The sequence below is a fragment of the Phyllobacterium sophorae genome, from assembly GCF_003010965.1.
In the GTDB taxonomy this organism is placed as follows: domain Bacteria; phylum Pseudomonadota; class Alphaproteobacteria; order Rhizobiales; family Rhizobiaceae; genus Phyllobacterium; species Phyllobacterium sophorae.
Genome location: NZ_PGGM01000017.1, coordinates 117,630 through 138,009 on the forward strand (window position 1 = coordinate 117,630; position 20,380 = coordinate 138,009).

18 protein-coding genes and 1 pseudogene are annotated in these 20,380 nt (G+C 61.6%); 11 read left to right on the forward strand and 8 right to left on the reverse strand.

Annotated elements, in window-relative coordinates:
* Positions 1 to 14: 14 nt before the first annotated feature.
* From CU103_RS27130 to CU103_RS27145, 4 genes are read left to right on the forward strand one after another with little or no spacing between them, the layout of a single operon-like run.
* Positions 15 to 1,733: a glycerol-3-phosphate dehydrogenase/oxidase gene (locus CU103_RS27130; RefSeq protein WP_106667142.1), complete on the forward strand. Its 1,719-nt coding sequence runs from the start codon at positions 15 to 17 to the stop codon at positions 1,731 to 1,733.
* A complete protein-coding gene (locus CU103_RS27135; RefSeq protein ID WP_106667143.1) occupies positions 1,724 to 2,566 on the forward strand; it encodes a class I fructose-bisphosphate aldolase in 843 nt (280 codons plus the stop codon). The genes CU103_RS27130 and CU103_RS27135 overlap by 10 nt, the downstream gene beginning before the upstream one ends.
* 24 nt (positions 2,567 to 2,590) lie before the next feature.
* Positions 2,591 to 4,105 (forward strand): FGGY-family carbohydrate kinase, encoded by a 1,515-nt coding sequence (locus tag CU103_RS27140; RefSeq protein WP_106667144.1) that lies wholly within the window; start codon positions 2,591 to 2,593, stop codon positions 4,103 to 4,105.
* Positions 4,102 to 5,721 (forward strand): GMC family oxidoreductase, encoded by a 1,620-nt coding sequence (locus CU103_RS27145; RefSeq protein WP_106667201.1) that lies wholly within the window; start codon positions 4,102 to 4,104, stop codon positions 5,719 to 5,721. Before CU103_RS27140 ends, CU103_RS27145 begins: the two co-directional genes overlap by 4 nt.
* Positions 5,722 to 5,976: 255 nt before the next feature.
* Here CU103_RS27145 and CU103_RS27150 read toward each other — a convergent pair whose 3' ends face one another.
* On the reverse strand, positions 5,977 to 6,828 hold the full coding sequence (locus CU103_RS27150; RefSeq protein ID WP_106667145.1) for a sugar phosphate isomerase/epimerase family protein: 852 nt from the start codon (positions 6,826 to 6,828) through the stop codon (positions 5,977 to 5,979).
* A 343-nt stretch (positions 6,829 to 7,171) separates the two neighbouring features.
* Here CU103_RS27150 and CU103_RS27155 point away from each other — a divergent pair, with 343 nt between their 5' ends.
* The 4 genes and pseudogenes from CU103_RS27155 (at position 7,172) to CU103_RS27170 (ending at position 10,976) form a co-directional block, all read left to right on the forward strand.
* Positions 7,172 to 8,059, forward strand: a complete 888-nt coding sequence (locus tag CU103_RS27155) for a sugar phosphate isomerase/epimerase family protein (RefSeq protein WP_106667146.1) — start codon at positions 7,172 to 7,174, stop codon at positions 8,057 to 8,059.
* A 54-nt stretch (positions 8,060 to 8,113) separates the two neighbouring features.
* Complete coding sequence (locus CU103_RS27160) at positions 8,114 to 9,283, forward strand: mandelate racemase/muconate lactonizing enzyme family protein (protein ID WP_106667147.1); 1,170 nt, start codon at positions 8,114 to 8,116, stop codon at positions 9,281 to 9,283.
* Between the two features lie 2 nt (positions 9,284 to 9,285).
* Positions 9,286 to 9,979: pseudogene (locus CU103_RS27165) on the forward strand (FadR/GntR family transcriptional regulator).
* A gap of 22 nt (positions 9,980 to 10,001) precedes the next feature.
* Complete coding sequence (locus CU103_RS27170) at positions 10,002 to 10,976, forward strand: 2-hydroxyacid dehydrogenase (protein ID WP_106667149.1); 975 nt, start codon at positions 10,002 to 10,004, stop codon at positions 10,974 to 10,976.
* Between the two features lie 82 nt (positions 10,977 to 11,058).
* Here the strand turns inward: CU103_RS27170 and CU103_RS27175 are convergent, their stop codons facing one another.
* The 7 genes from CU103_RS27175 to CU103_RS27205 form a co-directional block, all read right to left on the reverse strand.
* The gene (locus CU103_RS27175) at positions 11,059 to 12,138 is read right to left on the reverse strand and encodes an ABC transporter ATP-binding protein (protein WP_106667150.1); all 1,080 of its coding nucleotides are present in this window, start codon (positions 12,136 to 12,138) and stop codon (positions 11,059 to 11,061) included.
* Positions 12,138 to 13,247, reverse strand: a complete 1,110-nt coding sequence (locus CU103_RS27180; RefSeq protein WP_106667151.1) for an ABC transporter ATP-binding protein — start codon at positions 13,245 to 13,247, stop codon at positions 12,138 to 12,140. Before CU103_RS27180 ends, CU103_RS27175 begins: the two co-directional genes overlap by 1 nt.
* The gene (locus CU103_RS27185; protein WP_106667152.1) at positions 13,244 to 13,447 is read right to left on the reverse strand and encodes a hypothetical protein; all 204 of its coding nucleotides are present in this window, start codon (positions 13,445 to 13,447) and stop codon (positions 13,244 to 13,246) included. Before CU103_RS27185 ends, CU103_RS27180 begins: the two co-directional genes overlap by 4 nt.
* Complete coding sequence (locus CU103_RS27190) at positions 13,444 to 14,403, reverse strand: carbohydrate ABC transporter permease (RefSeq protein WP_106667153.1); 960 nt, start codon at positions 14,401 to 14,403, stop codon at positions 13,444 to 13,446. Before CU103_RS27190 ends, CU103_RS27185 begins: the two co-directional genes overlap by 4 nt.
* A 1-nt stretch (position 14,404) precedes the next feature.
* Complete coding sequence (locus CU103_RS27195; protein WP_106667154.1) at positions 14,405 to 15,310, reverse strand: carbohydrate ABC transporter permease; 906 nt, start codon at positions 15,308 to 15,310, stop codon at positions 14,405 to 14,407.
* 156 nt (positions 15,311 to 15,466) lie between these two features.
* Positions 15,467 to 16,777 carry an ABC transporter substrate-binding protein gene (locus CU103_RS27200; protein WP_106667155.1) on the reverse strand — a complete coding sequence of 437 codons (1,311 nt, stop codon included), beginning with the start codon at positions 16,775 to 16,777 and terminating at the stop codon, positions 15,467 to 15,469.
* Between the two features lie 364 nt (positions 16,778 to 17,141).
* On the reverse strand, positions 17,142 to 17,783 hold the full coding sequence (locus tag CU103_RS27205; RefSeq protein ID WP_162707295.1) for a TetR/AcrR family transcriptional regulator: 642 nt from the start codon (positions 17,781 to 17,783) through the stop codon (positions 17,142 to 17,144).
* 99 nt (positions 17,784 to 17,882) lie between these two features.
* Between CU103_RS27205 and CU103_RS27210 the strand changes: the two genes are divergently transcribed.
* The 3 genes from CU103_RS27210 to CU103_RS27220 are packed head-to-tail and all read left to right on the forward strand — an operon-like array spanning position 17,883 to position 20,375.
* The gene (locus CU103_RS27210) at positions 17,883 to 19,079 is read left to right on the forward strand and encodes a Tm-1-like ATP-binding domain-containing protein (protein ID WP_106667157.1); all 1,197 of its coding nucleotides are present in this window, start codon (positions 17,883 to 17,885) and stop codon (positions 19,077 to 19,079) included.
* A 12-nt stretch (positions 19,080 to 19,091) separates the two neighbouring features.
* Positions 19,092 to 19,934 carry a phosphoenolpyruvate hydrolase family protein gene (locus CU103_RS27215; protein WP_106667158.1) on the forward strand — a complete coding sequence of 281 codons (843 nt, stop codon included), beginning with the start codon at positions 19,092 to 19,094 and terminating at the stop codon, positions 19,932 to 19,934.
* A 27-nt stretch (positions 19,935 to 19,961) separates the two neighbouring features.
* Entirely contained in the window at positions 19,962 to 20,375 is a 414-nt protein-coding gene (locus tag CU103_RS27220; RefSeq protein ID WP_106667159.1) for a cupin domain-containing protein, read from the forward strand.
* Positions 20,376 to 20,380 lie beyond the last annotated feature (5 nt).

Here is a 20,380-nt window from a genome sequence, read left to right on the forward strand (position 1 = left end):
GAGGCACTGCCAGGATGAATCGCAGTGAAATTATTGCCGCTCTCCGCGATCAGCCCGAGGTGGCGGTGCTCGTCATTGGGGGCGGCATCAATGGTATAAGCGTGTTTCGCGAGCTGGCCCTGCAGGGTGTCGATGTCGTCCTGGCGGAGAAAGGCGACTATTGCTGTGGCGCGAGTGCAGCGCTTTCGCGCATGGTCCATGGCGGCTTACGCTATCTGGAGAATGGCGAGTTCAAGCTGGTGCGGGAGTCGCTCCTCGAGCGCGACCGGTTGTTGAAAAATGCCCCACATTACGTGATGCCGCTACCGACGACTGTTCCGGTATTCGACACGTTTTCCGGAATCGCTAACGGCGTTGTGCGCTTTTTCGGACTGACGCGTCGACCGAGCCGCCGCGGTGCGCTGGTGATCAAAGCTGGGCTTATCATGTACGATCTGTTCACGGCGGCGAGGCGATTGTTGCCCAAACACCGGTTCAGGCGCCGCGCCGAGACGTTGAAGACATGGCCGGCGATTAACCCTGCGATCCGAAGCTCAGCCACCTACTACGACGCTTGGGTGAGCCGGCCCGAGCGGCTTGGCTTCGAAATGCTGCACGACGCCATGGCAGCCGGATCCTCCGCGCGGGCTTTGAACTATGTGCGGGTGTCGTCAAGCGAGGAGGGGCTTGTCCTCACCGATGCCTTGTCAAACGCCGCGTTGCCGCTTCGCCCGCGCCTTGTCATCAATGCCACAGGCGGCTGGATCGACCTGACCAACACGGCAATCGGGGCATTTGCGCCGCCGATGATGGGTGGCACCAAGGGTTCGCACCTGATCATCAACAACGGCGAACTTTTCAACGCCCTTGACGGCCACATGATCTACTATGAGAACGAGGATGGCCGCATTTGCATCCTGTTCCCCTATCTCGGCAACGTGTTGGTCGGCTCGACCGATATCCGCGTCGATGACCCCGAACAGGTGCGTTGCGAAGACGATGAGCGCCGCTACATCCTCCAGTCGCTCTCCTTCGTATTTCCATCCATAGCAATCAGCGACGAGGAGATCATGTTTCGCTTTTCCGGTGTCAGACCGCTGCCCGCCAGCGAGGATAGCTTCACCGGACGCATACCGCGTGACCACTTTTGTGAATTCATCGAAGGACCCGGACATTTGCCGCCTATCCTTTGCATGATTGGTGGCAAGTGGACGACCTTCCGCTCATTCGGGGCATTGGCGGCTGATATGGCGTTGAAACGTCTCGGATTGGCACGCAGCGTCAGTACCGAAGAGCTTGCCATTGGCGGCGGCTGCGACTTTCCTGCGGATTGTACACAATGGTGCCTCTCATTTGCCGCACGGCACGGAGTGACTCCAGAGCGTGCATCGACGCTCCTGGAACGTTACGGCACTTGGGCTGAGGATGTCGCGGGCTATTGCGCCCGAACACCAGAGGCGATGCTAACGCAGTGCGGTTACTCGGCCAATGAAATTCGTTTCATCATCGAGCGGGAGCATGTTGAGTGTCTGGCTGATCTTTTCCTGCGCCGCACGACGATTGCTATCGCTGGCGGCCTCAGCCTGGATTTGATCGACGAAGTTAGCAATATCATGGCCCTCCAGAAGGGCTGGGACGCCACCAAGGCGAGCGCCGAGCGCTTGGACTTCTTATCGTTGCTGGAATATCGGCACGGCATCGACCTTTCGAACCTCTCCCGCATTCATGATAAAAGGAGCGCCCTATGCGCGTGAACAAGAAAGTGCGTATGAACCGGTTGTTTGGCGCAGGACGCTGTCTCGATGTCGCAGTCGATCACGGCGTGTGCAACGAACCGAGCTTCCTCGCCGGGTTGGAAGACATGGCGGGTGTTGTCACCCAACTGGTCAAAGCCGGACCCGACGCCATCCAGATGAACTACGGCCAGGCAGACTTGCTGCAGTCCGTGCCGGGCAAAGACAAGCCGGCCCTCGTCATGCGAATAGACATGGGAAATCCCTACAACAAGATCCGCCACCGCGCGATGTGGGCGGTGCTGCAGAATGAGACCGAGCCGCTGCTTGGCGCTATCGAAATGGATGCCGCCTGTGTCGTTGTGAACCTGTTCATGCTGCCCGATGAACCGGATCTGTTCCGGCAATGCGTCCAGAACATTGCTCGCGTTCGTGCCGACTGCGACAAATACGGCCTGCCGCTGATGATCGAGCCTTTGGCGATGCTTCCGGTGAATGAGCATGGCGGCTACATGGTTGACGGAGATGCAGAAAAGATCGTCACCTTGACGCGTCTGGCCCGGGAAATGGGCGCTGATATCATCAAGGCCGATCCGACGAGCGATCCCGCGGACTTCCATCGGGTTGTGGAGGCTGCGCGTTGCCCGGTCCTTGTGCGTGGCGGTGGCAAGGAGGACCTGCGCGTCGTGTTCGATAAGTCGGCCGCGCTGATGGCTCAAGGCGCTCTCGGCATGGTTTACGGGCGCAATATCTACCAGCATGCCAATCCAAGTGCCGTGGTGCGGGGACTGATGGCAATCATCCACGATAATGCGGATGGGGCCACCGCCTGGGACCTATACAAGCAGGCATAACAACAGCGGACTCGGGAGGATCAAATGGGGGGTTACATTCTCGGTCTGGATGCGGGTAATACCGTCATCAAGGCCATCATCTTCGATATGGCGGGGCGCGAACTTGCGCTTGCGGCTCGCGACGGCCGCTCGTACATGCCCAAGCCGGGCCATGTCGAACGCGATCTCAACGAACTCTGGCGCAATGCCGTCGCAGTCATCGGACAGTGCCTCGACCAGGCCGGGATCGATGCTGGTGACATCATTGCCATAGGCTGCGCCGGACACGGCAACGGCCTTTATGCATTGGACGACGATGGCGAGCCGCTCATCGGCATCCAGTCGATAGACACCCGAGGGGCTGCTATTGTTGCTGAATGGGCGAAGGACAATGTTGGCGACCGTACGTATGCGTATTGCCTGCAGCAGCCCTGGGCAGCGCAAACACCGACCTTGCTCGCTTGGCTCAAGCGTTTCGAGCCGGCGCTTTTTGCGAAAATCGGTACGGTGTTGCTGTGCAAGGATTTTGTGGTGAACCGGCTGACAGGTGCGCGTTCCACCGACACCTCCGACATGTCAGGGTGCGGTCTGCTGCGGCTGCCGGAGCGGCGCTACGAACCCGATCTGCTCACCGCCTATGGTCTGGATCATTGCATGAGACTTTTGCCGCCGGTCCGGGAGGCGGCAGAGATCGCCGGGCATGTCACCTCTGACGTGGCCGCTTTGACCGGCTTGCGCGCCGGGACGCCCGTGGTGGCGGGCCTGTTCGACGTGGTTGCCAGCGCCATCGGCTCCGGCGTGACGCGCACCGGGGCGGCCTCGATTATCGCTGGCACCTGGAGTATCAACCAGGTTATCACCGATGAGCCCATCCGTGACCCTTCGATCTTCATGCTCTCGACCTTCGATCCGCAGCGTTATCTGGCGATCGAGTCCAGTGCCACCTCGGCAGCCAACCTCGAATGGATCGTTCGCGAGTTCGTCGAGCATGCGATCGAGGCAGATAAATCGCCGTTCGAGTTGTGCAGCGAGCTTGTCGCTGCTGCCGACCCCGAAGGAGACATTCCGATCTACCACCCGTTCCTTTATGGTTCACAGCAGAACGGCCATGCGCGCGCCGGCTTTTACGGGATTGCTGGCTGGCACACACGGGCACATATGCTGCGCGCCTTGTTCGAGGGCGTCGCCTTCGAACACAAGCGTCACGTCGAGACCCTTTACAGGGCGGGCGCCAAGTTCGACGAGGTGGTCCTTTCAGGTGGCGGCGCGCGCAGCTCCATCTGGCCGCAAATCTTTGCTGACGTGCTCGGTGTGCCTGTCACCGTAGCGCGCAGCCGGGAGACCGGAGCGCTCGGTGCGGCCATCGCGGCCGCAACAGGTGTCGGAGCATTCGCCGACTTCGGCGCCGGTGCTGCGGCGATGACCTCCGCCGCAAGGCGCTACATGCCGGACAGCGCGATTGCTCCCTCCTATGCCCGGCGCTATCGCCTCTTTAGTGAACTCAGCCAGACCATGATTCCGATGTGGGATCGCATGGCCAGCGCGGCGGCCGCACAGTGACTGAAGCTTATCCCGCGTCATTCGGCGAATATGACTACGTCATCGTTGGCGCCGGGTCGGCCGGCTGCGTGCTCGCCAACCGGCTCTCCGCCGATCCGCGCACCCGCGTGCTGTTGCTTGAGGCCGGCGGCAGCGACCGTTACCACTGGGTCAACATACCGATTGGCTATCTCTACTGTATGGGCAACTCGCGCACCGACTGGCTGATGAAGACCGAGCCGGAAGCTGCACTCAACGGGCGCAGTCTCAACTATCCACGCGGAAAAATTCTTGGCGGCTGCTCATCGATCAACGGCATGATCTACATGCGTGGGCAGGCCGCAGATTATGATGGTTGGAGGCAGGCCGGCAATGTTGGTTGGGGATGGGAGGACGTGCTGTCCTTCTTCCGCAAGTCGGAAAATTACCATGGCGGCAGCGACGCCTTGCATGGCAGCGGGGGTGAATGGCGTGTCGAACGGCAGCGCCTGTCGTGGCCCATTCTCGATGCATTCCGTGCAGCGGCCGAAGAACTCGGTATTCCGCGAACCGATGACTTCAACGGAGGTACCAACGAAGGCTCTGGCTATTTCGAGGTCAACCAGAAGGAGGGCGTGCGCTGGAATACGTCCAAGGCTTTTCTGCGCGGGATATCGAGACGCAAGAACCTGCGGATTGTCACTGGCGCGGAAACCGAAACGCTCGACTTTGACGGTCGCCGCGTCAGGGGCGTGGTCTTTCGTCGGGCCGACGGTTTGCATCGTGTGGCCGCTCGCGAGACAATCCTCGCAGCAGGCGCAATCAACTCGCCGAAGATTCTGGAGCTTTCTGGCGTCGGGCGGGCAGACCTGCTCTCGCCTCTTGGCATTGATATGCGCCATCCCTTGCCAGGCGTGGGTGAAAATCTGCAAGATCATCTGCAAATCAGAACGGTGTTCAAGGTCGCCAATGCCGCGACGCTCAACCAGCGCTTTCACAATCCGTTCAGCCGCGCAGCGATGATCGTCGAATATGCGCTCCGGCGCAGCGGACCGTTGTCGATGGCGCCCAGCCAGCTCGGCATCTTTGCCAGGAGCGACCCGCGCCATGAAACGCCGGATCTTGAATACCACGTGCAACCGCTGAGCACTGACAGACTCGGCGAACCACTGCACCGCTTTCCCGCAGTAACGGTCTCGGTATGCAACCTGCGTCCGCAGAGCCGTGGCACTGTACACATGGAATCCGCGGATCCGCGCGCGGCAACGAAAATCCGGCCAAATTATCTTTCCACCGAGGGAGATCGTTCCGTCGCGGTCGCGTCGATCGAGCATGCTCGGCGTTTGATGAAAACCAGGGCGATCGCTCGTTTCGCGCCGGAAGAGATGCTGCCGGGCCCGCAGTTCGCCGGTCATGGCGAACTCATCCAGAAAGCGGGCGACATCGCGACCACGATCTTCCACCCGGTCGGCACCTGCAAAATGGGCTCCGATACGATGGCCGTCGTCGATTCTCGCCTGCGCGTTCACGGACTTGGTGATTTGCGCGTGGTCGACGCCTCGATCATGCCCACCATCGTCTCCGGCAATACCAATTCTCCGGTGATCATGATCGCCGAGAAGGCGGCAGAGATGATCCTGCAGGATTCTCGGCGATGAAGTTCAGGGCAAGATAACAAAGGCTTTCAGCAGCTTCATCCGCGGACGTAAGGGCTGGCGTCGGGATCGGCGAGCCGCACGCCGGTGTCGAGTTCGAGCGTGCAATTGGTCGCGCCTTGGCGACCACGTCGACCTTGACGCCCCTTCAGCCAGTCCCGGAAAACGCCTGATGGTTTCCGTCATCTGTGCTCTCGTGAATGAGATCCCCAGTTTGTCAACCATGATCCGCTGGGTTAAAGTGAGGGTTCGTGGCGTTCACCCTGCCGCGTGCCATCCATCGCGGATATGGCGGTAGCCTTCGCGATAGACCGCTTCCGGCGTCTCGGAAAAATCGCGCCAGACCTTTGTCGCGGCGGCAAGATCCTTGAGCGCGCGGCCGAAGGCCTCAATCGTCAGCCAGCCGTCGTAGCCGCTCGCGCGCAGCGCCCTGAATGTCTCCGCCCAAGGAATGTTTCCGCGCCCCGGCACGCCGCGGTCGTTCTCCGAAATGTGGACATGGATGATGCGGTTACTGTTTCGCGTGAAGGCGCCGATGGGATCGGACTCTTCGATATTGCTGTGGAACGTGTCGTACATGGCGCGAATATTCGGATGCCCGACCGCGTCGACATGGGCCGCAAGGGCGTCCATCGTGTTAAACAGGTAGCATTCGAATCGGTTCAGCGCCTCAAGCCCGATCGTGACGCCGTGCTTTGCCGCATGATCGCCGATCGCGCGTTGCGAGGAGACCGAGCGCTTGAGTTCCGCCGCGCTCGGCCCGCTTCCGGAAAATTTGCCGAGCGTCGAATGCAGCGGCCCGCTCAAAATCGTGGCGCCGAGCGCATCGCTGCAATCGATTGCCCATTTCATGTAGTCGATGCCGCGTCTGCGGGTCGTGGGGTCGGGGGCGATCAGGTTCATCGAGGGGTCGCCCATGGCGGAAACGGCGGTCCGTTCCAGGCCGACCCGGTCGAGCAGGGCCCCCAGCCGGCGGTAGTCGTCGGGCGTGCCCGAAAAGATTGGAATCTCGACGCCATCAAACCCCGTGTCCTTGATGTCGCGCAACAGTCCTTCGTGCTTGCGGGCGACACTCGTGGTCCAGAGGAACATGCACATGCCGATCTTCATGTCCCCTCCCTCTGGCCCCCGTCGGTCACCGCGCAGTGTTCAATATCAAGTTTCGTAATCTGGTAATACCAAAACTGAAATTTCGGTCAAGTCAATTCTCCGCTTCGCTAGTCTGCAGGTTTAGCGCAAAATCCAAAATACAACATTAAATATAGGTATAATAAGATATATCTCCATTTGTCGTTCCGTCTTGCAGAGGGTGAGAAATTCCGGTAGAGCTTTTAACTAACCAACGATTGGCCAAACCAGATTGCCGAAGGCGACGGGACTGGCCGACGAGAAGGTCACCGTTTTGCCGCCACCCTCGGCGGTCGAGTGAGCTGCAACAGTCTGGGAGGACCCCATGCATCTTTCGACACACAACTGGATGCGGGCGGAACCGCTCGCCGTTACGCTAAAGCGCATCAAGAAATATGGCTACGAGAGCATCGAGATATCCGGTGAGCCGACACAGTACGACGTCAAGGAGACGCGCGCACTATTGAAGGAACACGGCATCCGCTGCTGGGGCGCCGTCACGCTGACGCTCGGCGAACGCAACCTTGCCGCCAGGGACGAAGGCCAGCGCGCCAGGTCAGTGGACTACGTCAAGAGCGTCATCTCCATGGTCAGCGAACTTGAGGGCGAAATCGTCACCCTCGTCCCGGCGACAGTCGGCAAGGTGGTTCCGGATGGGACCGAGGAGGAAGAGTGGAGGTGGGTGGTGGATGCCACCAAAGAGTGTTTTGCCCATGCCCAAAAGAAGGGCGTGCGCATTGCCGTCGAGCCGCTCAACCGTTTCGAAACCTATTTCTTCAATCGTGCCGCCCAGGCGCTGGCGCTCGCCGATGCCGTCAGCCCCCAATGCGGCGTCTGCCTCGATGCCTTCCACCTGAACATTGAGGAGGAAGACATGTATGAGGCGATCCGTCTCGCCGGAAAGCGGCTTTTCGACTTCCATGTTGCCGACAACAATCGCTTCGCTGCCGGCCTCGGCCAACTCGACTGGCCAAAGATCATCGGTGCGCTGAAGGAGATCGGTTACGACGGCGCGGTGACGAACGAGTTTGTCGCGCCTGTTGACCGCACGCCGGCCGCCAAATATCCGGACATGGTGGAGCGCAACCCCGTTGACATTCCGCCGGAGCAGTTGAAGTTCATCCAGGACCACGGCTCAAGCCTTCTCACCGAGAAGTTCTACGACGATCAGATGCGGATCACCGCCGAGACCATCCTGCCGCTGATCAAGTAAGAACGGAAAGGCATATGCCCTGCGGCCTGCGGGCCGTGAAAGGGGATCCGACACATGCGTATCAAGACCGTAGAAGCCTGGTGGGTGAAGATTCCCATCGAGACGACCCGCCAACACCGCAGCGACTTCGGCCGGCTGACGACCTTCGACGCCGCGATCCTGCGTATCGAGACGAACGACGGCATCGTTGGCTGGGGAGAAGGGAAGAATGCCGCCGGCAGTGCAGGCACCTACGGCACGCTGGTGTATATGCTGAACCACGAGGTGGGGCCGAAGATCGTCGGCCGTGACCCCGCCGACATCTCCGCCATATGGGAGACGCTTTACAACGGCGTACGCCATGAGATGGCGGCGATTTCGGGTCACGCCATGCCCGAGATCGCGCGGCGCGGCCTGTCCGTCGCGGCGATCAGCGCGATCGATATGGCGCTGTGGGACATTCTTGGCAAGTCACTCGGCGTCCCCGTCTGGAAGCTGCTGGGTGGCCGCAAGGCGGACAGGTTGCCCGCCTATGCCTCGGGCGGCTGGGAGAGCGCGGACCGGATCGGCGAGCAGCTCCAGTCCTATATAGCGGCCGGCGGCTTCAAGTCGGTCAAGATGCGGGTCGGCGCGATGGACCGTGCGCCGCATGTCTCGGCGTCGCGGGTGCGGGCGGCCCGCGAGGCGATCGGCCCCGACGTCGACCTTATGGCCGATGCGCACGGCACCTACACCGTCGCAGACGCCAAGCGCTTCATCCAGATGGTGGCGGATTGCGACCTCGCCTGGTTCGAGGAACCGGTGATCGCCGACGACAAGCCGGGCATGGCGGAGGTGCGCGCGGCGGGTAACGTGCCGATCGCCGCGGGCGAGAGCGAGGCGACACGTTTTGCCTTCCGCGATCTTGCTATGCTGCACGCCGCCGATATATTCCAGCCCGATCCGGCCTTCTGCGGCGGCATAACGGAGTCGATGCGCATCAGTTCGCTCGCCAGCGCCTTCAACCTCCGTTTCTCACCGCATTTGTGGGCCGGTGCGCCCTGTTTCTTCTCGGGCCTGCACCTGTGCGCGGCTTCCCCGGCAAGCTTCGTCATCGAATATTCGCTCGGCGCGAATCCGATGATCCATGATCTTGTCGAGGAAACTGTGTCGGTGAAGGACGGTATGATAGAGATTCCCGACAGACCCGGCCTGGGCTTCACGATCAATCAGCGGGTCCTGAAGGCTCACGCGCAAAGACGGTGACGATGAAAGAAAACTCCCTCCTCTCCGATCTCGCGGGATATCTTTTCTCGAATTCGAGCGGCAACGGCCGCACGCCTTCGGAGCGGGAGCTTGCGGAGCATTTCGGCGTCAGCCGCGGCCAGATCCGCGAGGCGCTGGCCGTCCTGGAGGCGATGCGTATCGTCGAGCGCCGCGCCAAGTCGGGCATCTATCTGACAACCACGGAGGCGAGCGTAGAGGCCATGGCACTTTTTGCCCGCGCCGGCGTGCCGCTTGATCCGATCCTGATCTATGAGACCGTGGAGCTTCGCAAGATCCATGAGATCAGGGCCGCGGAACTCGCCTGCATACGGGCGACGGAAGAGAATTACCAGCGCCTGCGCGATATCCTCGCCGCGTCCGAGGCGAAGCTTGCCGCTGGCGAGGGGCTGGCGCGCGAGGATCGGGATTTCCATCTGGAGATCGTCCGGGCCACCAAGAATAGCGTCTTCTATCGCGTGTGCAGCGTCTACTACATGATGGGCGAACAGCGCCTGCCGATCTATTTTAGTGACGCCGCCCGCAGCCGGCGCTCGCATGAGGAACATATCCGCATCTACGAGGCGCTGCTTGCCCGCGACGGCAATCTCGCCCAGGCGCTGATGAACGCCCACCTCCAAGGTGCGGAAAGCTATTGGAAGGGTCTCATCGGCGGGGCCTTCGACGGCCGCCGGATAGGCGTAGCCGGCGGGCAGGGCCGATGAGCTTCATCTTTTCCACGCACCCCCTGCATCCCGCGGCCGAGGCTATGCTTAAGGCCTCCAGCGATCTGCGAGTCGCCTCCGCCCCCGATCCCGAAACCTTGCTGCGGGAAGGGCGGGGCGCGGCCATCGTCGTCGTGCGCGCACCGATCCCGCCGGCCTTCTTCGAGGATGCGCCGGCGCTTCGCGCTGCGATCCGCCATGGCGCCGGGCTTGACATGGTGCCGATGGATGCGGCGACCCGCGCCGGCGTCCTTGTCGCCAACGTGCCGGCCGTCAATGCGCCGACGGTCGCCGAGCACGTCTTCCTCGTGACGCTGGCCCTGCTTCGGCGCTTCCGCCTGATGGACCGGGAATTGCGGCAGAAGGGCTGGGCGGCGGGGCGCGGCCAGTCGGACGCGGCTGCGGACCTCGGCGGCCGCATCATCGGCATCGTCGGCATGGGCAATGTCGGGAAGGCGATCTTCCGGATCGCGAAGTTCGGTTTCGGCCTGGATGTGGTCGCCACGAGCCGGTCGCCGGAAAGCGTACCGGTTGGTGCGCGCTTCCTGCCGGTCGACGAACTGGTCGCGACGGCCGACATCGTCGTGCTCTGCTGCCCGCTGACGCCGGAGACGAGCGGGTTGCTCAATGCCGAGCGCATTGGCCGGATGAAGTGCGATACCATTCTGGTCAACGTCTCGCGCGGCCCGGTGATCGATGACGCGGCGCTGATCGAGGCGCTGCGCGATGGCCGCATCGGCGGCGCCGCGCTCGACGTCTTCGCAACCCAACCCCTGCCGCTCGACCATCCCTATTTCGGCTTCGACAATGTCATCGTCACTCCGCATCTCGCCGGTCTTACGGATGAGAGCATGATGCGCATGGGAACGGGCGCGGCAAGCGAAGCGCTGCGCGTCATGAAGGGCGAACTGCCCGTCAATCTGCGCAATTCCGAGGCGGTCGAACACTACCGCCGGCGCTTTCCGGCATAGCTTGGAGCTCCTTCGCGACATTCCCAAACGCTAACGCCCCTGCGGTGTCACGGAGGCCGTTGGAATCTTCGGATCTGTCAGGTCAGCCCATGTGCCGCAGGCTCATACCGCTGTTGCCGTCGAAAAGCACAACCTTTTCAGGGTTCCAAGAGAAGCGCACGGGCTCGTCAATCTCGAGCTCGGTGCGGGCCGGCACGGTTGCCTGCAACAGCTCCCTGTTGCTGGTGCGCAGCGTCACGATCTTCTCGACGCCGTGGTTCTCCACGTCGTGCACCCGCGCTTCGCCCGGCGCGCCGCTGTCGAGGTAGAGGTCCTCGGGGCGGATGCCGAAAAAGAGCGGGCGACCGTCGGTCGCAGTCGCGGGTCCGTTGCCGAGCGGCAGCCGGCAGCCCTCGCTGGCGACGGCCTCGCCTCCGGCAAGGGTGCCGGCGATCAGATTCATCGGCGGCGAGCCTACTGCCCTTGCTACGAAGGTGTTGACCGGGTTTTGGTAGATCTCCTGCGGCGTGCCCGTCTGCACGAGATGGCCGTGGTTCAGCACGCCGATCTTGTCGCCCATCGACATGGCTTCAATCTGGTCGTGGGTGACGAAGAGGAAGGTGGCGCCCAGGTTCATCTGCAGGTTTTTCAACTCGGTGCGCAGCGCCTCGCGCAGTTTTGCGTCGAGTGCCGAAAGCGGTTCGTCCATCAGAAAGACGCGGGGCTTGCGCACGATGGCCCGGCCGATCGAGACGCGCTGCATCTCGCCGCCAGATAGCCGGTCGGTCTTGCGGTCGAGCAGGTGCTCGATGCGCAGGGTCTTCGCAACCCGGTCGACGCGCTCCTTGATCTCCGCGGGTTCGACGCGGCGGATGCGGGATTTCAGTGGAAATTCCAGATTCTCCCGCACGGTATAGCGCGGATAGAGCGAATATTGCTGGAGCACCAGGGCCACGTCACGCTCGGCGGCCCCCCAGTCGGCGACATCCTGCCCGTCGATGAATATCTGCCCTGCCGTCGGCTTTTCGAGACCGGCGATCAGGCGCAGCGTCGTCGTCTTGCCGGCGCCGGTCTGGCCGAGCAGCACGAAGAACTCGCCGTCAGCGATGTCGATGTTCATGTTTTTCAGCGCCGCGTGGTTGCCGAAAACCTTGGTGATACCCTTGAGTTCGATATGCGCCATCAGAGTCTGATCCCGAGCGACGAGCCGGTCGCCGTGTTGAAGAAATGCGCCTGGGCGGGGTCGATTCGTGCCCAGACGGCTTCGCCCGGTCCGGGCACGAATCCGCTCTTGGTGCGGGCCCTTATCATCTGGTCGCCGACCTTCAGATCGACGATGTCGTGCGAGCCGAGCGGTTCGATGATATGCGCTACGACCGGCATAAAGCCCTCGCGGGCCTCACGCGAGATGAGCACGCCCTCTGGCCGGACGCCGAGCGTCAGCTTGCCGTTTTCGGCCTTCGCGTCCGAAAGGCAGTTGGCAAGAGCGGCGGGGAACTCGAAGCCCCTTGCCCCACCGCTGACCTGCACGCTGGCATGGCCGCCCGTTTCGCTGACGGTCGCCTGCGCCATGTTCATGACGGGGCTTCCGACAAACTGGGCGACGAACATGTTGGCGGGCCGGGCGTAGACCTCTTGCGGCGAGCCGATCTGCTGGAGGATGCCCTCGTGCATGATGACGATGCGGTCGGCGAGCGACATGGCCTCCACCTGATCGTGGGTCACGTAGATGGTCGTCGAACCCTGCTTGATATGCAAACGCTTGATTTCCGCCCGCATCTCCTCGCGCAACTTCGCGTCCAGCGCACCTATTGGCTCGTCCATCAGCATGGCCTTCGGGCGTCGCACGAGCGCGCGGCCGATCGCAACACGCTGCATGTCGCCGCCTGATAGCGCCGAAGGCTTGCGGCCGAGCAGGCCCGTGATGCGCAGCACGTCCGCGATCTCGCGGACCGACGTATCGACATCATTCCGGCTCATTCGGGTGGCGCGGAGCGGAAAGGCGATATTCTCGTAGACCGTCATATGAGGATAGAGCGAGAAGGACTGGAACACCATGGCGATGTCCCGGTCGGATGCCTTGATATGCTGCACCGGCTGACCGTCGATCAGGATGTCGCCTTCGTCGATGGTCTCCAGGCCCGCGACGGCGCGCAGCGTCGTCGTCTTGCCGCAGCCAGATTGGCCAAGGAGCACGATGAATTCGTTGTCTAAGATGGCCAGATTAAGGTCCTTGATGACCTGGACGGCACCGAAATATTTCTGGATGCCACGAAGTTCGATCTGCGTCATGAATGGCTGCCTTCGTCTCGTTGCTCGTCCCGCGGGATCTTTGTCGTCACCATGAAGGCAATCAGCCCGACGAGTGTCACCGTCAGACCGTAACGGTGGAGAAACGGGTTCCAGGGCTGGCAGAGCGCGATGATGCCGAGGATCATCATGTACTGCGAACCGGGTTCGAGATATTTCTGGTTCAGGGCGCGGAACGTCATTTGCGGATCGCTCCAAAGCTCATGCCGCGCAGGAGATGGTTCCTGAGCAGGAAGGTGAAGATGGCGACCGGCAGCAGGAACAGGAACGTGCCAGCGGCAATCACCGTCCAGTCCGGCAGGCCGGAGCCGACCTGGCTCGGAATGAAGGGCGGTGCGGTCTGCGCCCGCCGGTTCGTCATGATCAGCGCAAAGGCATATTCGTTCCAGGCCGTGATGAAGCAGAAGACAGCGGTGGCGGCAATGCCGGTGGCGGCTTCCGGGATGACGATCTTGAAGAAGGCCTGCATGCGGGTGTAGCCATCGACGAGTGCGGCCTCCTCGTATTCCTTCGGGATCTCGTCGATGAAGCCCTTCATCAGCCAGACGGAGAAGGAAAGGTTGAAGGCGGTGTAGAGTATGATCAGGCCCCAGTGCGTGTCGTTGAGGCCGACGGCGCGGTACATGAGGAACATCGGGATCGCCACGACGACCGGCGGCAGCATGCGCGTCGACAGAATGAAGAAGAGAAGGTCAGCTTCCCCTTTCACGCTGAAGCGCGAGAAGCCATAGGCCGTGAAGGTTCCCATGCCCACGGCCAGCACTGTGGACGTGATAGCGACGATCAGCGAGTTCATGAAGCGGTTCGGATAGCCGGACGGCTGGATTTCGCCGCGGCCGGAGCGGACGATCTTCTCACCGCCGTCGAACACCATGCGCTCCCACCAGGGGGCGGCGGCATATTCTTCAGGACTCGGCGCTTCGCGCAGTTGGGAGCGCTTGGTGAAGAGCTTCACGAAGGGCGAGATTTCCGGCTCGAAGAGCACAGTCGGCGGAATGGTGGTGGCGAGGTTGCGCGGCTTGAAGGCCGTCGAGGTGATCCAGTAGATCGGCGCCAGGAAGATAAGGGTGATGACCAGCACGGCAACGATCGCCACCCGGTTCAGCGCGCGTTCGGAGCGGGTTTGAACGGCAGCCATCTCAGCGCTCCTTCACCTTGTTGAGGTACTTGACGTAGATGTTGGTGATGGCAAGCACCATGATGAGCACGATGTAGGCGAGTGCACAGGAGCGCCCCGTCTGCCACTCCTGGAAGGCCATCTTGTAGAGCCGGATCGAGATCACTTCGGTCGTCGGTTGGCTGGTCAGGATGTAGGCTAGGTCGAAGGTCTTGAAGGCTTCCATGGTCCGGAAGATGATTGCGATCATCAGGATTGGCGCCACCAGCGGCAGCGTGATGCGGAAGAAGGTGTAGAACGGCCCCGCCCGGTCGATTGCCGCTGCCTCGTAGAGGTGCTTCGGCACGGCCGAAAGCCCCGCGAGCGATAGCAGCATCACGAAAGGCGACCACATCCAGATGTCCGTGATTGCGACCGCATAGAGCGCCATGTCTGGATTAGACAGCCACTCGAAGGAACCGAGGCCGAGTGAATAGTTGATGATGCCGAAGGACGGATCGTAGAGCAGCTTCCAGAAAAGGCCGACCACCGCCATCGAGAGCATCATCGGCAGCAGGAGCAGCGTCGTCAGCAGACCCTTCAGCGGAATGTCGCGGTTGAGCAGCATTGCAGTGCCGAAGCCGACGATCACCTGCCCCGTCACAGAGACGATCACATATTTGGCGGTGATGGCAAAGTTAGACCAGATGAAGGGGTCGTTCAGCAGCTCGCGGTAGTTCTGCAGGCCGACGAAATTGGCCGGCGCGTTCGACGAGGCGCGGAAGTCGGTAAAGGAATAGCCGAGCGAATAGATCAGCGGAAAGATGTTGAAGACGATCAGGAACAGAATCGTCGGAATGATGAAGAGGTTGCGGATCCGGATGTCGCTCATGCCGCGGGATGCGGCACGCGATTTCGTGTCCAGCGATGTCATGACTGCGGTGGCCAATACTCTCCTCCTCCGAGAGTTCGGCGCCGGATGCCGCAACGAGCATCACGATGCGCGAAGTTAATGCCGGGCGCCGCGCCCGCTCGAACCACGCCCCTTTGGCGCGGAGATGCAAAATGAAAAGGGAGGGGCAGGCCCCTCCACGTAACGCGTCTGCTATTTGTGTCGTCCATATTTCTCGAAGGTAGCGTTCCAGTCGGCTGCCAGAGAGTCGAGCGCTTTCTTCGCCGTTCCTTCACCGGCGGTGACGAAGGGATAGATGCGCTGGTTCATCTGAATCAACAGTTCGGCATATTCAGGTGTCGCCCAGAAGTCCTTCACCTTGAACATGGTCTCGTAGAAGGCCTTGTTATAGGGTGTCGCATTCTGGAATTCCGGCGATTCAAGCACCTTTGCGCTTGCCGTGTAGCCGCCGAGTTCGGCCCAGCGCTTCTGGGTCTCGTCCTTGATAAACCATTCGAGGAATTTCATCGCCTCTTCCTGGTTCTCCGAGTAGGAGACAACCGAGATACCCTGACCGCCGAGCGCTGCAAACTGCTCACCCCCCGGACCCGCCGGGTTGGCAAAAAAGCCGGTAACCTTGGCGTTCGGGTTGGACGCCTCGTTCACCAGAGCCGGGAAGAAGGCGAAGTAGTTCATGCTCATCGCCGCCAGGTTCTCGGTGATCGCCTGATTGTTCTCGACGAAGAAGGTTTTGGCCCAGCCAGGAGGTGTGAAGCCATAGAGCTCACGATACATTTCGAGCGCCTTGACGTTCTTCTCCGAATTGATGATGCCGTCGACCTTGTAGCTCTGATAGTCGCCCAGTTCTCCTCCATAGGAAAAGATCGCGTTTTCGACACCCATGACGAGACCATCATAGGAGTTGTCGGTGTAGATGGCGATGCCGTAGCGCTTTTGGTCTGGACGGTGGAAGAATTCGGCAATGTCACGCATCTCGGCCCATGTCTTTGGCGGGGCAAGATCGTAGCCGTATTTTGCCTTGAAGGCTTCCATCTCCTTGGGGTCCTCGAACCAGTCCTTCCGGTAGGACCAACCGACGGCGTCGCCTTCAGCAGGGATCGACCAGTACTTTCCGGAGTTCGCAGGATATTCGGAGTAATATTTCACCGTCGCCGGCGCCATGACTTCGTTCAGCTTGTGCTTGTTGAAGAAGTCGGTGAGATCGACATAGTGCCCGGCCTCGGACGCAGCGCCGATCCACTGGCTGTCGCCGACGACCATGTCATAGGCCGAACCCTTGGCGTTGAATTCGGTGAAGGCCTTGGTCTGAAAATCGGCCCACGGCGTGGTCTCGACAGTGACCTTCACGCCCGTTTGAGCCTCGTATTCATTCACGAGTTCCTGGAGATAGTTGGCCGGGTCCCACTCGGCCCAGAAGATCGTCAGTTCCTGTGCCAGAGCGGACTGGCCGCTGGCGAGCATCAAGCCTACACCGGCCAAAAAGCCGGTCAGAGTTTTGCGCATAACGTTTCCTCCCATTTATGCACGCTTCCGCTTCGTTGCGGGTCTTTCGATCCGGCCTGCCGATCCTCCTGGGTGTGGTCGCGCTGAGGGTCTTCCCCGAACCTTTGCTTCGTCTCAGATCTCAAGCCTGCAGAGTGTTTGCTTAATCTGGTAGTACCAAACACCAGTATCGTCAAGAGCAACTTTTGACGGGCTTCGGCCAGGACTCATCGTCAAAGTTTCTATATCGCCTCCAACAAGGGCCTTGACGCCAGCTCGCGTCACACCTTCGGATTCGCGATGGCCGATTCTGGTCAACGAGACATACAGAAACGAACTAAACTGGTCGAACCAGTTTTCGCGTCAAGCCGGAGGATCGCCGATGTCATGCCTTGCTCTCCGCCTGCCGTATCGCGGCGTCGACGAGCGCCTTGGCCGCCCATTCGGCAACAGACTGCGCGCCCTCGGAGGTCAGTCCCCAGATATCCTTTAACACGATCAGCACCTCGATGCCGAACACAAGGGAGAGCGCCTGTGCAAGGCGTTCCCTAGATTCGCGCGGCACTGTGCCCTGCAGGGGTGCAGTCACGCACTCCAGGAGATCGATGCGGTGGCCGCGCTTGAACAGCGGCTCGTTGCCAAGCGTGCCCGCCTGGCGCTGCGCCCACTGGTCCAACGAAAGCTTTAGTGCCGCCTTGAAGGTCGCCTCGAACTCGTCGATGCGCGGCATCGCGGTCGCCAGCAGGTCGGCAACGCGGGTACGTGCATTCGGACTGTCGGACGACCAGTCGAGTATGGGCCCCAGAGCCTCGTCCACTACAGCATGCACCAACGCGGCCTGGCTTGGAAAGTAACGGTAGGCCGTTGCGCGCGACACTTCGGCGGCCTCGGCGACTTCGCTTACCGACGGAGTGATGCCGGATTGCATGAGCCGGGTTGCGGTTTCGAGCATCAGTTTCCGCGTGCGGGCACGTGGGCCTCGCTCGGCGGTACTGGCGGTTTCCTTCTGTTGACGTGAGACACTCATGTCTTTATGATACTCCGGTCTCACAAATTTGCAAGGGCCGATCGAGTGGCGTAAAAGTGGGATATGGCCGGGTGGGATCCTCCCGGTCGCGGAGAGCAAATGCAGCACATCTACGTGGTTGGCACAGCGGACACGAAGGGCGAGGAGCTTGCCTATCTGGCCGCTTGCATTGAGACGGCAGGCGGGGCTGTTGTGCGTGTTGATGTCGGCACACGTGAGCCGGCGACCGCCATCGACGTAAAAGCCGAAACGGTCGCCGCCTATCATCCAGAGGGCGTTGGAGCCGTCCTTGCCTGCGCGGACCGCGGCAAGGCGGTCGAGGCGATGGGCATTGCCTTTTCGCGCTTCCTCGCCGAACGCCAGGACGTTGCCGGCGTCATCGGTATCGGCGGAGGCGGGGGCACCTCGATCATCACCGCAGGCATGCGCCAATTGCGGCTCGGCTTGCCAAAGATCATGGTCTCGACGCTCGCGTCCGGCGATGTCGCTCCCTATGTCGATGTTTCCGACATCGTAATGATGCCCTCGGTCACCGACATGGCGGGCCTGAACCGGCTGAGCCGCGTCATCTTGCACAATGCGGCCCAGGCAATAACGGCCATGGCCAGCCGGCCCGCTGAGGTGACGGCATCGAAACCAGCCATCGGGCTTACAATGTTCGGGGTGACGACACCTGCCGTAGCTGCCATGATCGAGCGCCTCAGGGCCGACTACGATTGCCTGGTCTTTCACGCCACCGGCACAGGCGGGCGCGCGATGGAGAAGCTTGCCGATAGCAGGCTCATCTCGGGCGTGCTCGACATCACGACCACCGAGGTCTGCGATCTGCTTCTCGGCGGCGTCCTGCCTGCAACCCCCGACCGTTTCGGCGCGATCGCTCGCACAGGCTTGCCCTATGTCGGCTCCGTCGGTGCGCTCGACATGGTGAATTTCTGGGCGCCGGAGACAGTGCCCGAGCGCTATGCCGGCCGGCTTTTCTACCGCCACAACCCGAACGTCACCCTGATGCGCACGACGCCGGCCGAATGTGCGCAGATTGGGCGCTGGATCGGCGATAGGCTCAATCTTTGCCACGGACCCGTCCGCTTCCTCATTCCCGAGAAGGGCGTCTCGGCTCTCGACATCGAAGGTGGTGCATTCTTCGACCCGCAAGCCGCCGCCGCGCTCTTTGCCGCGCTGGAGGCGACCGTGAAGCCGACGGCGGCGCGACGCATCGTCCGCCTGCCGCTCCATATCAACGACCCGCAATTCGCAGAGGCCGCCGTCGCGGCCTACCGTGACATCGCCAACCCATGAGAGACAAGATCGATGCCAGCCATACCTCGCAAGACCATCCTCGAAAAATTCCACGGCATGATCGCGGCCGGCGTGCCGATTGTCGGCGGCGGCGCCGGCACGGGCATATCCGCCAAGGCCGAGGAGGCTGGCGGCATCGACCTCATTATCATCTACAATTCGGGGCGCTACCGCATGGCGGGCCGCGGCTCGGCGGCCGGCCTGCTCGCCTATGGCAATGCCAACGAGATCGTGAAGGACATGGCGCTGGAGGTGCTGCCCGTCGTGAAAAAGACGCCGGTGCTTGCCGGCGTCAACGGCACGGACCCTTTCGTGCTGATGCCGCGCTTCCTCGCCGACCTGAAGACAATGGGCTTTTCCGGCGTGCAGAATTTCCCCACGATCGGCCTCTTTGACGGCCGGATGCGGCAGAGTTTTGAGGAGACGGGCATGGGCTACGGTCTGGAGGTCGAAATGATTGCCACCGCCCACGGGCTCGACCTGCTGACGACGCCCTATGTCTTCAACGAAAGCGAGGCGATCGACATGACCGTCGCCGGCGCCGACATCGTCGTGGCGCATATGGGGGTGACGACCGGCGGCACGATCGGCGCCACCTCCGGCAGGTCGCTCGATGACTGCGTCGGTGAGATCACGGCGATCGCCGAGGCCGCGCGCTCCGTGCGAGGCGATGTCATCGTGCTCTGCCACGGCGGCCCGATCTCGATGCCGGAGGATGCGCGCTACATCCTCGAGCGTTGCCCTGGCTGCCACGGCTTTTACGGCGCAAGCTCGATGGAGCGCCTGCCAGCAGAGGCGGCGATTCGCAAGCAGACGGAAGATTTCAAGGCGCTCGCCATCGGCGCGGTCGTCTGAGGAAGGACACGGGGAGGAGGCCTCTTTATGGCAAAGGACAAGTACTTCATCTATCCACAGGATGTGAGTGCCTTCGGTTTTGACTGGGGCAAGCTGACGCTGACGGTGGCGCCAGAGGTTAACGGCGCCAGCTGCTTTTCCGGTGGTGTCGTGGACCTGCCGAGTGGCGAGGGCCATGCCCGCCACAATCATCCGGGTGCGGAGGAGATCATCTTCGTCATCTCAGGCGAGGGCGAGCAGATGGTTGAGGACGAGAACGGCAATCCGATCACGACGAAGGTTGGGCCCGGCTGCACGATCTATGTTCCGGAAAGCCGCTTCCATTCGACGAAGAATACCGGCGCGGCGCCTATGCAGCTCTTCGTCGTCTATTCGCCGGCGGGGCCGGAGCTTGCGCTTCGCCAGCTGCCGGACTTCCGCCTGCTGCCGCCGGGCTCGTGAAGCCG

Excerpts from the sequence above, each read along its gene's own strand:
- CU103_RS27150 (WP_106667145.1), bottom strand. The coding sequence starts at position 6,828 with ATGAAGATCGGCATGTGCATGTTCCTCTGGACCACGAGTGTCGCCCGC.
- CU103_RS27220 (WP_106667159.1), top strand. The coding sequence starts at position 19,962 with ATGGCAAAGGACAAGTACTTCATCTATCCACAGGATGTGAGTGCCTTC.
- CU103_RS27170 (WP_106667149.1), top strand. The coding sequence starts at position 10,002 with ATGAGCTTCATCTTTTCCACGCACCCCCTGCATCCCGCGGCCGAGGCT.
- CU103_RS27210 (WP_106667157.1), top strand. The coding sequence starts at position 17,883 with ATGCAGCACATCTACGTGGTTGGCACAGCGGACACGAAGGGCGAGGAG.
- CU103_RS27190 (WP_106667153.1), bottom strand. The coding sequence starts at position 14,403 with ATGGCTGCCGTTCAAACCCGCTCCGAACGCGCGCTGAACCGGGTGGCG.
- CU103_RS27160 (WP_106667147.1), top strand. The coding sequence starts at position 8,114 with ATGCGTATCAAGACCGTAGAAGCCTGGTGGGTGAAGATTCCCATCGAG.
- CU103_RS27135 (WP_106667143.1), top strand. The coding sequence starts at position 1,724 with ATGCGCGTGAACAAGAAAGTGCGTATGAACCGGTTGTTTGGCGCAGGA.
- CU103_RS27130 (WP_106667142.1), top strand. The coding sequence starts at position 15 with ATGAATCGCAGTGAAATTATTGCCGCTCTCCGCGATCAGCCCGAGGTG.
- CU103_RS27180 (WP_106667151.1), bottom strand. The coding sequence starts at position 13,247 with ATGACGCAGATCGAACTTCGTGGCATCCAGAAATATTTCGGTGCCGTC.
- CU103_RS27205 (WP_162707295.1), bottom strand. The coding sequence starts at position 17,783 with ATGAGTGTCTCACGTCAACAGAAGGAAACCGCCAGTACCGCCGAGCGA.
- CU103_RS27155 (WP_106667146.1), top strand. The coding sequence starts at position 7,172 with ATGCATCTTTCGACACACAACTGGATGCGGGCGGAACCGCTCGCCGTT.
- CU103_RS27140 (WP_106667144.1), top strand. The coding sequence starts at position 2,591 with ATGGGGGGTTACATTCTCGGTCTGGATGCGGGTAATACCGTCATCAAG.
- CU103_RS27185 (WP_106667152.1), bottom strand. The coding sequence starts at position 13,447 with ATGACGTTCCGCGCCCTGAACCAGAAATATCTCGAACCCGGTTCGCAG.
- CU103_RS27200 (WP_106667155.1), bottom strand. The coding sequence starts at position 16,777 with ATGCGCAAAACTCTGACCGGCTTTTTGGCCGGTGTAGGCTTGATGCTC.
- CU103_RS27215 (WP_106667158.1), top strand. The coding sequence starts at position 19,092 with ATGCCAGCCATACCTCGCAAGACCATCCTCGAAAAATTCCACGGCATG.
- CU103_RS27175 (WP_106667150.1), bottom strand. The coding sequence starts at position 12,138 with ATGGCGCATATCGAACTCAAGGGTATCACCAAGGTTTTCGGCAACCAC.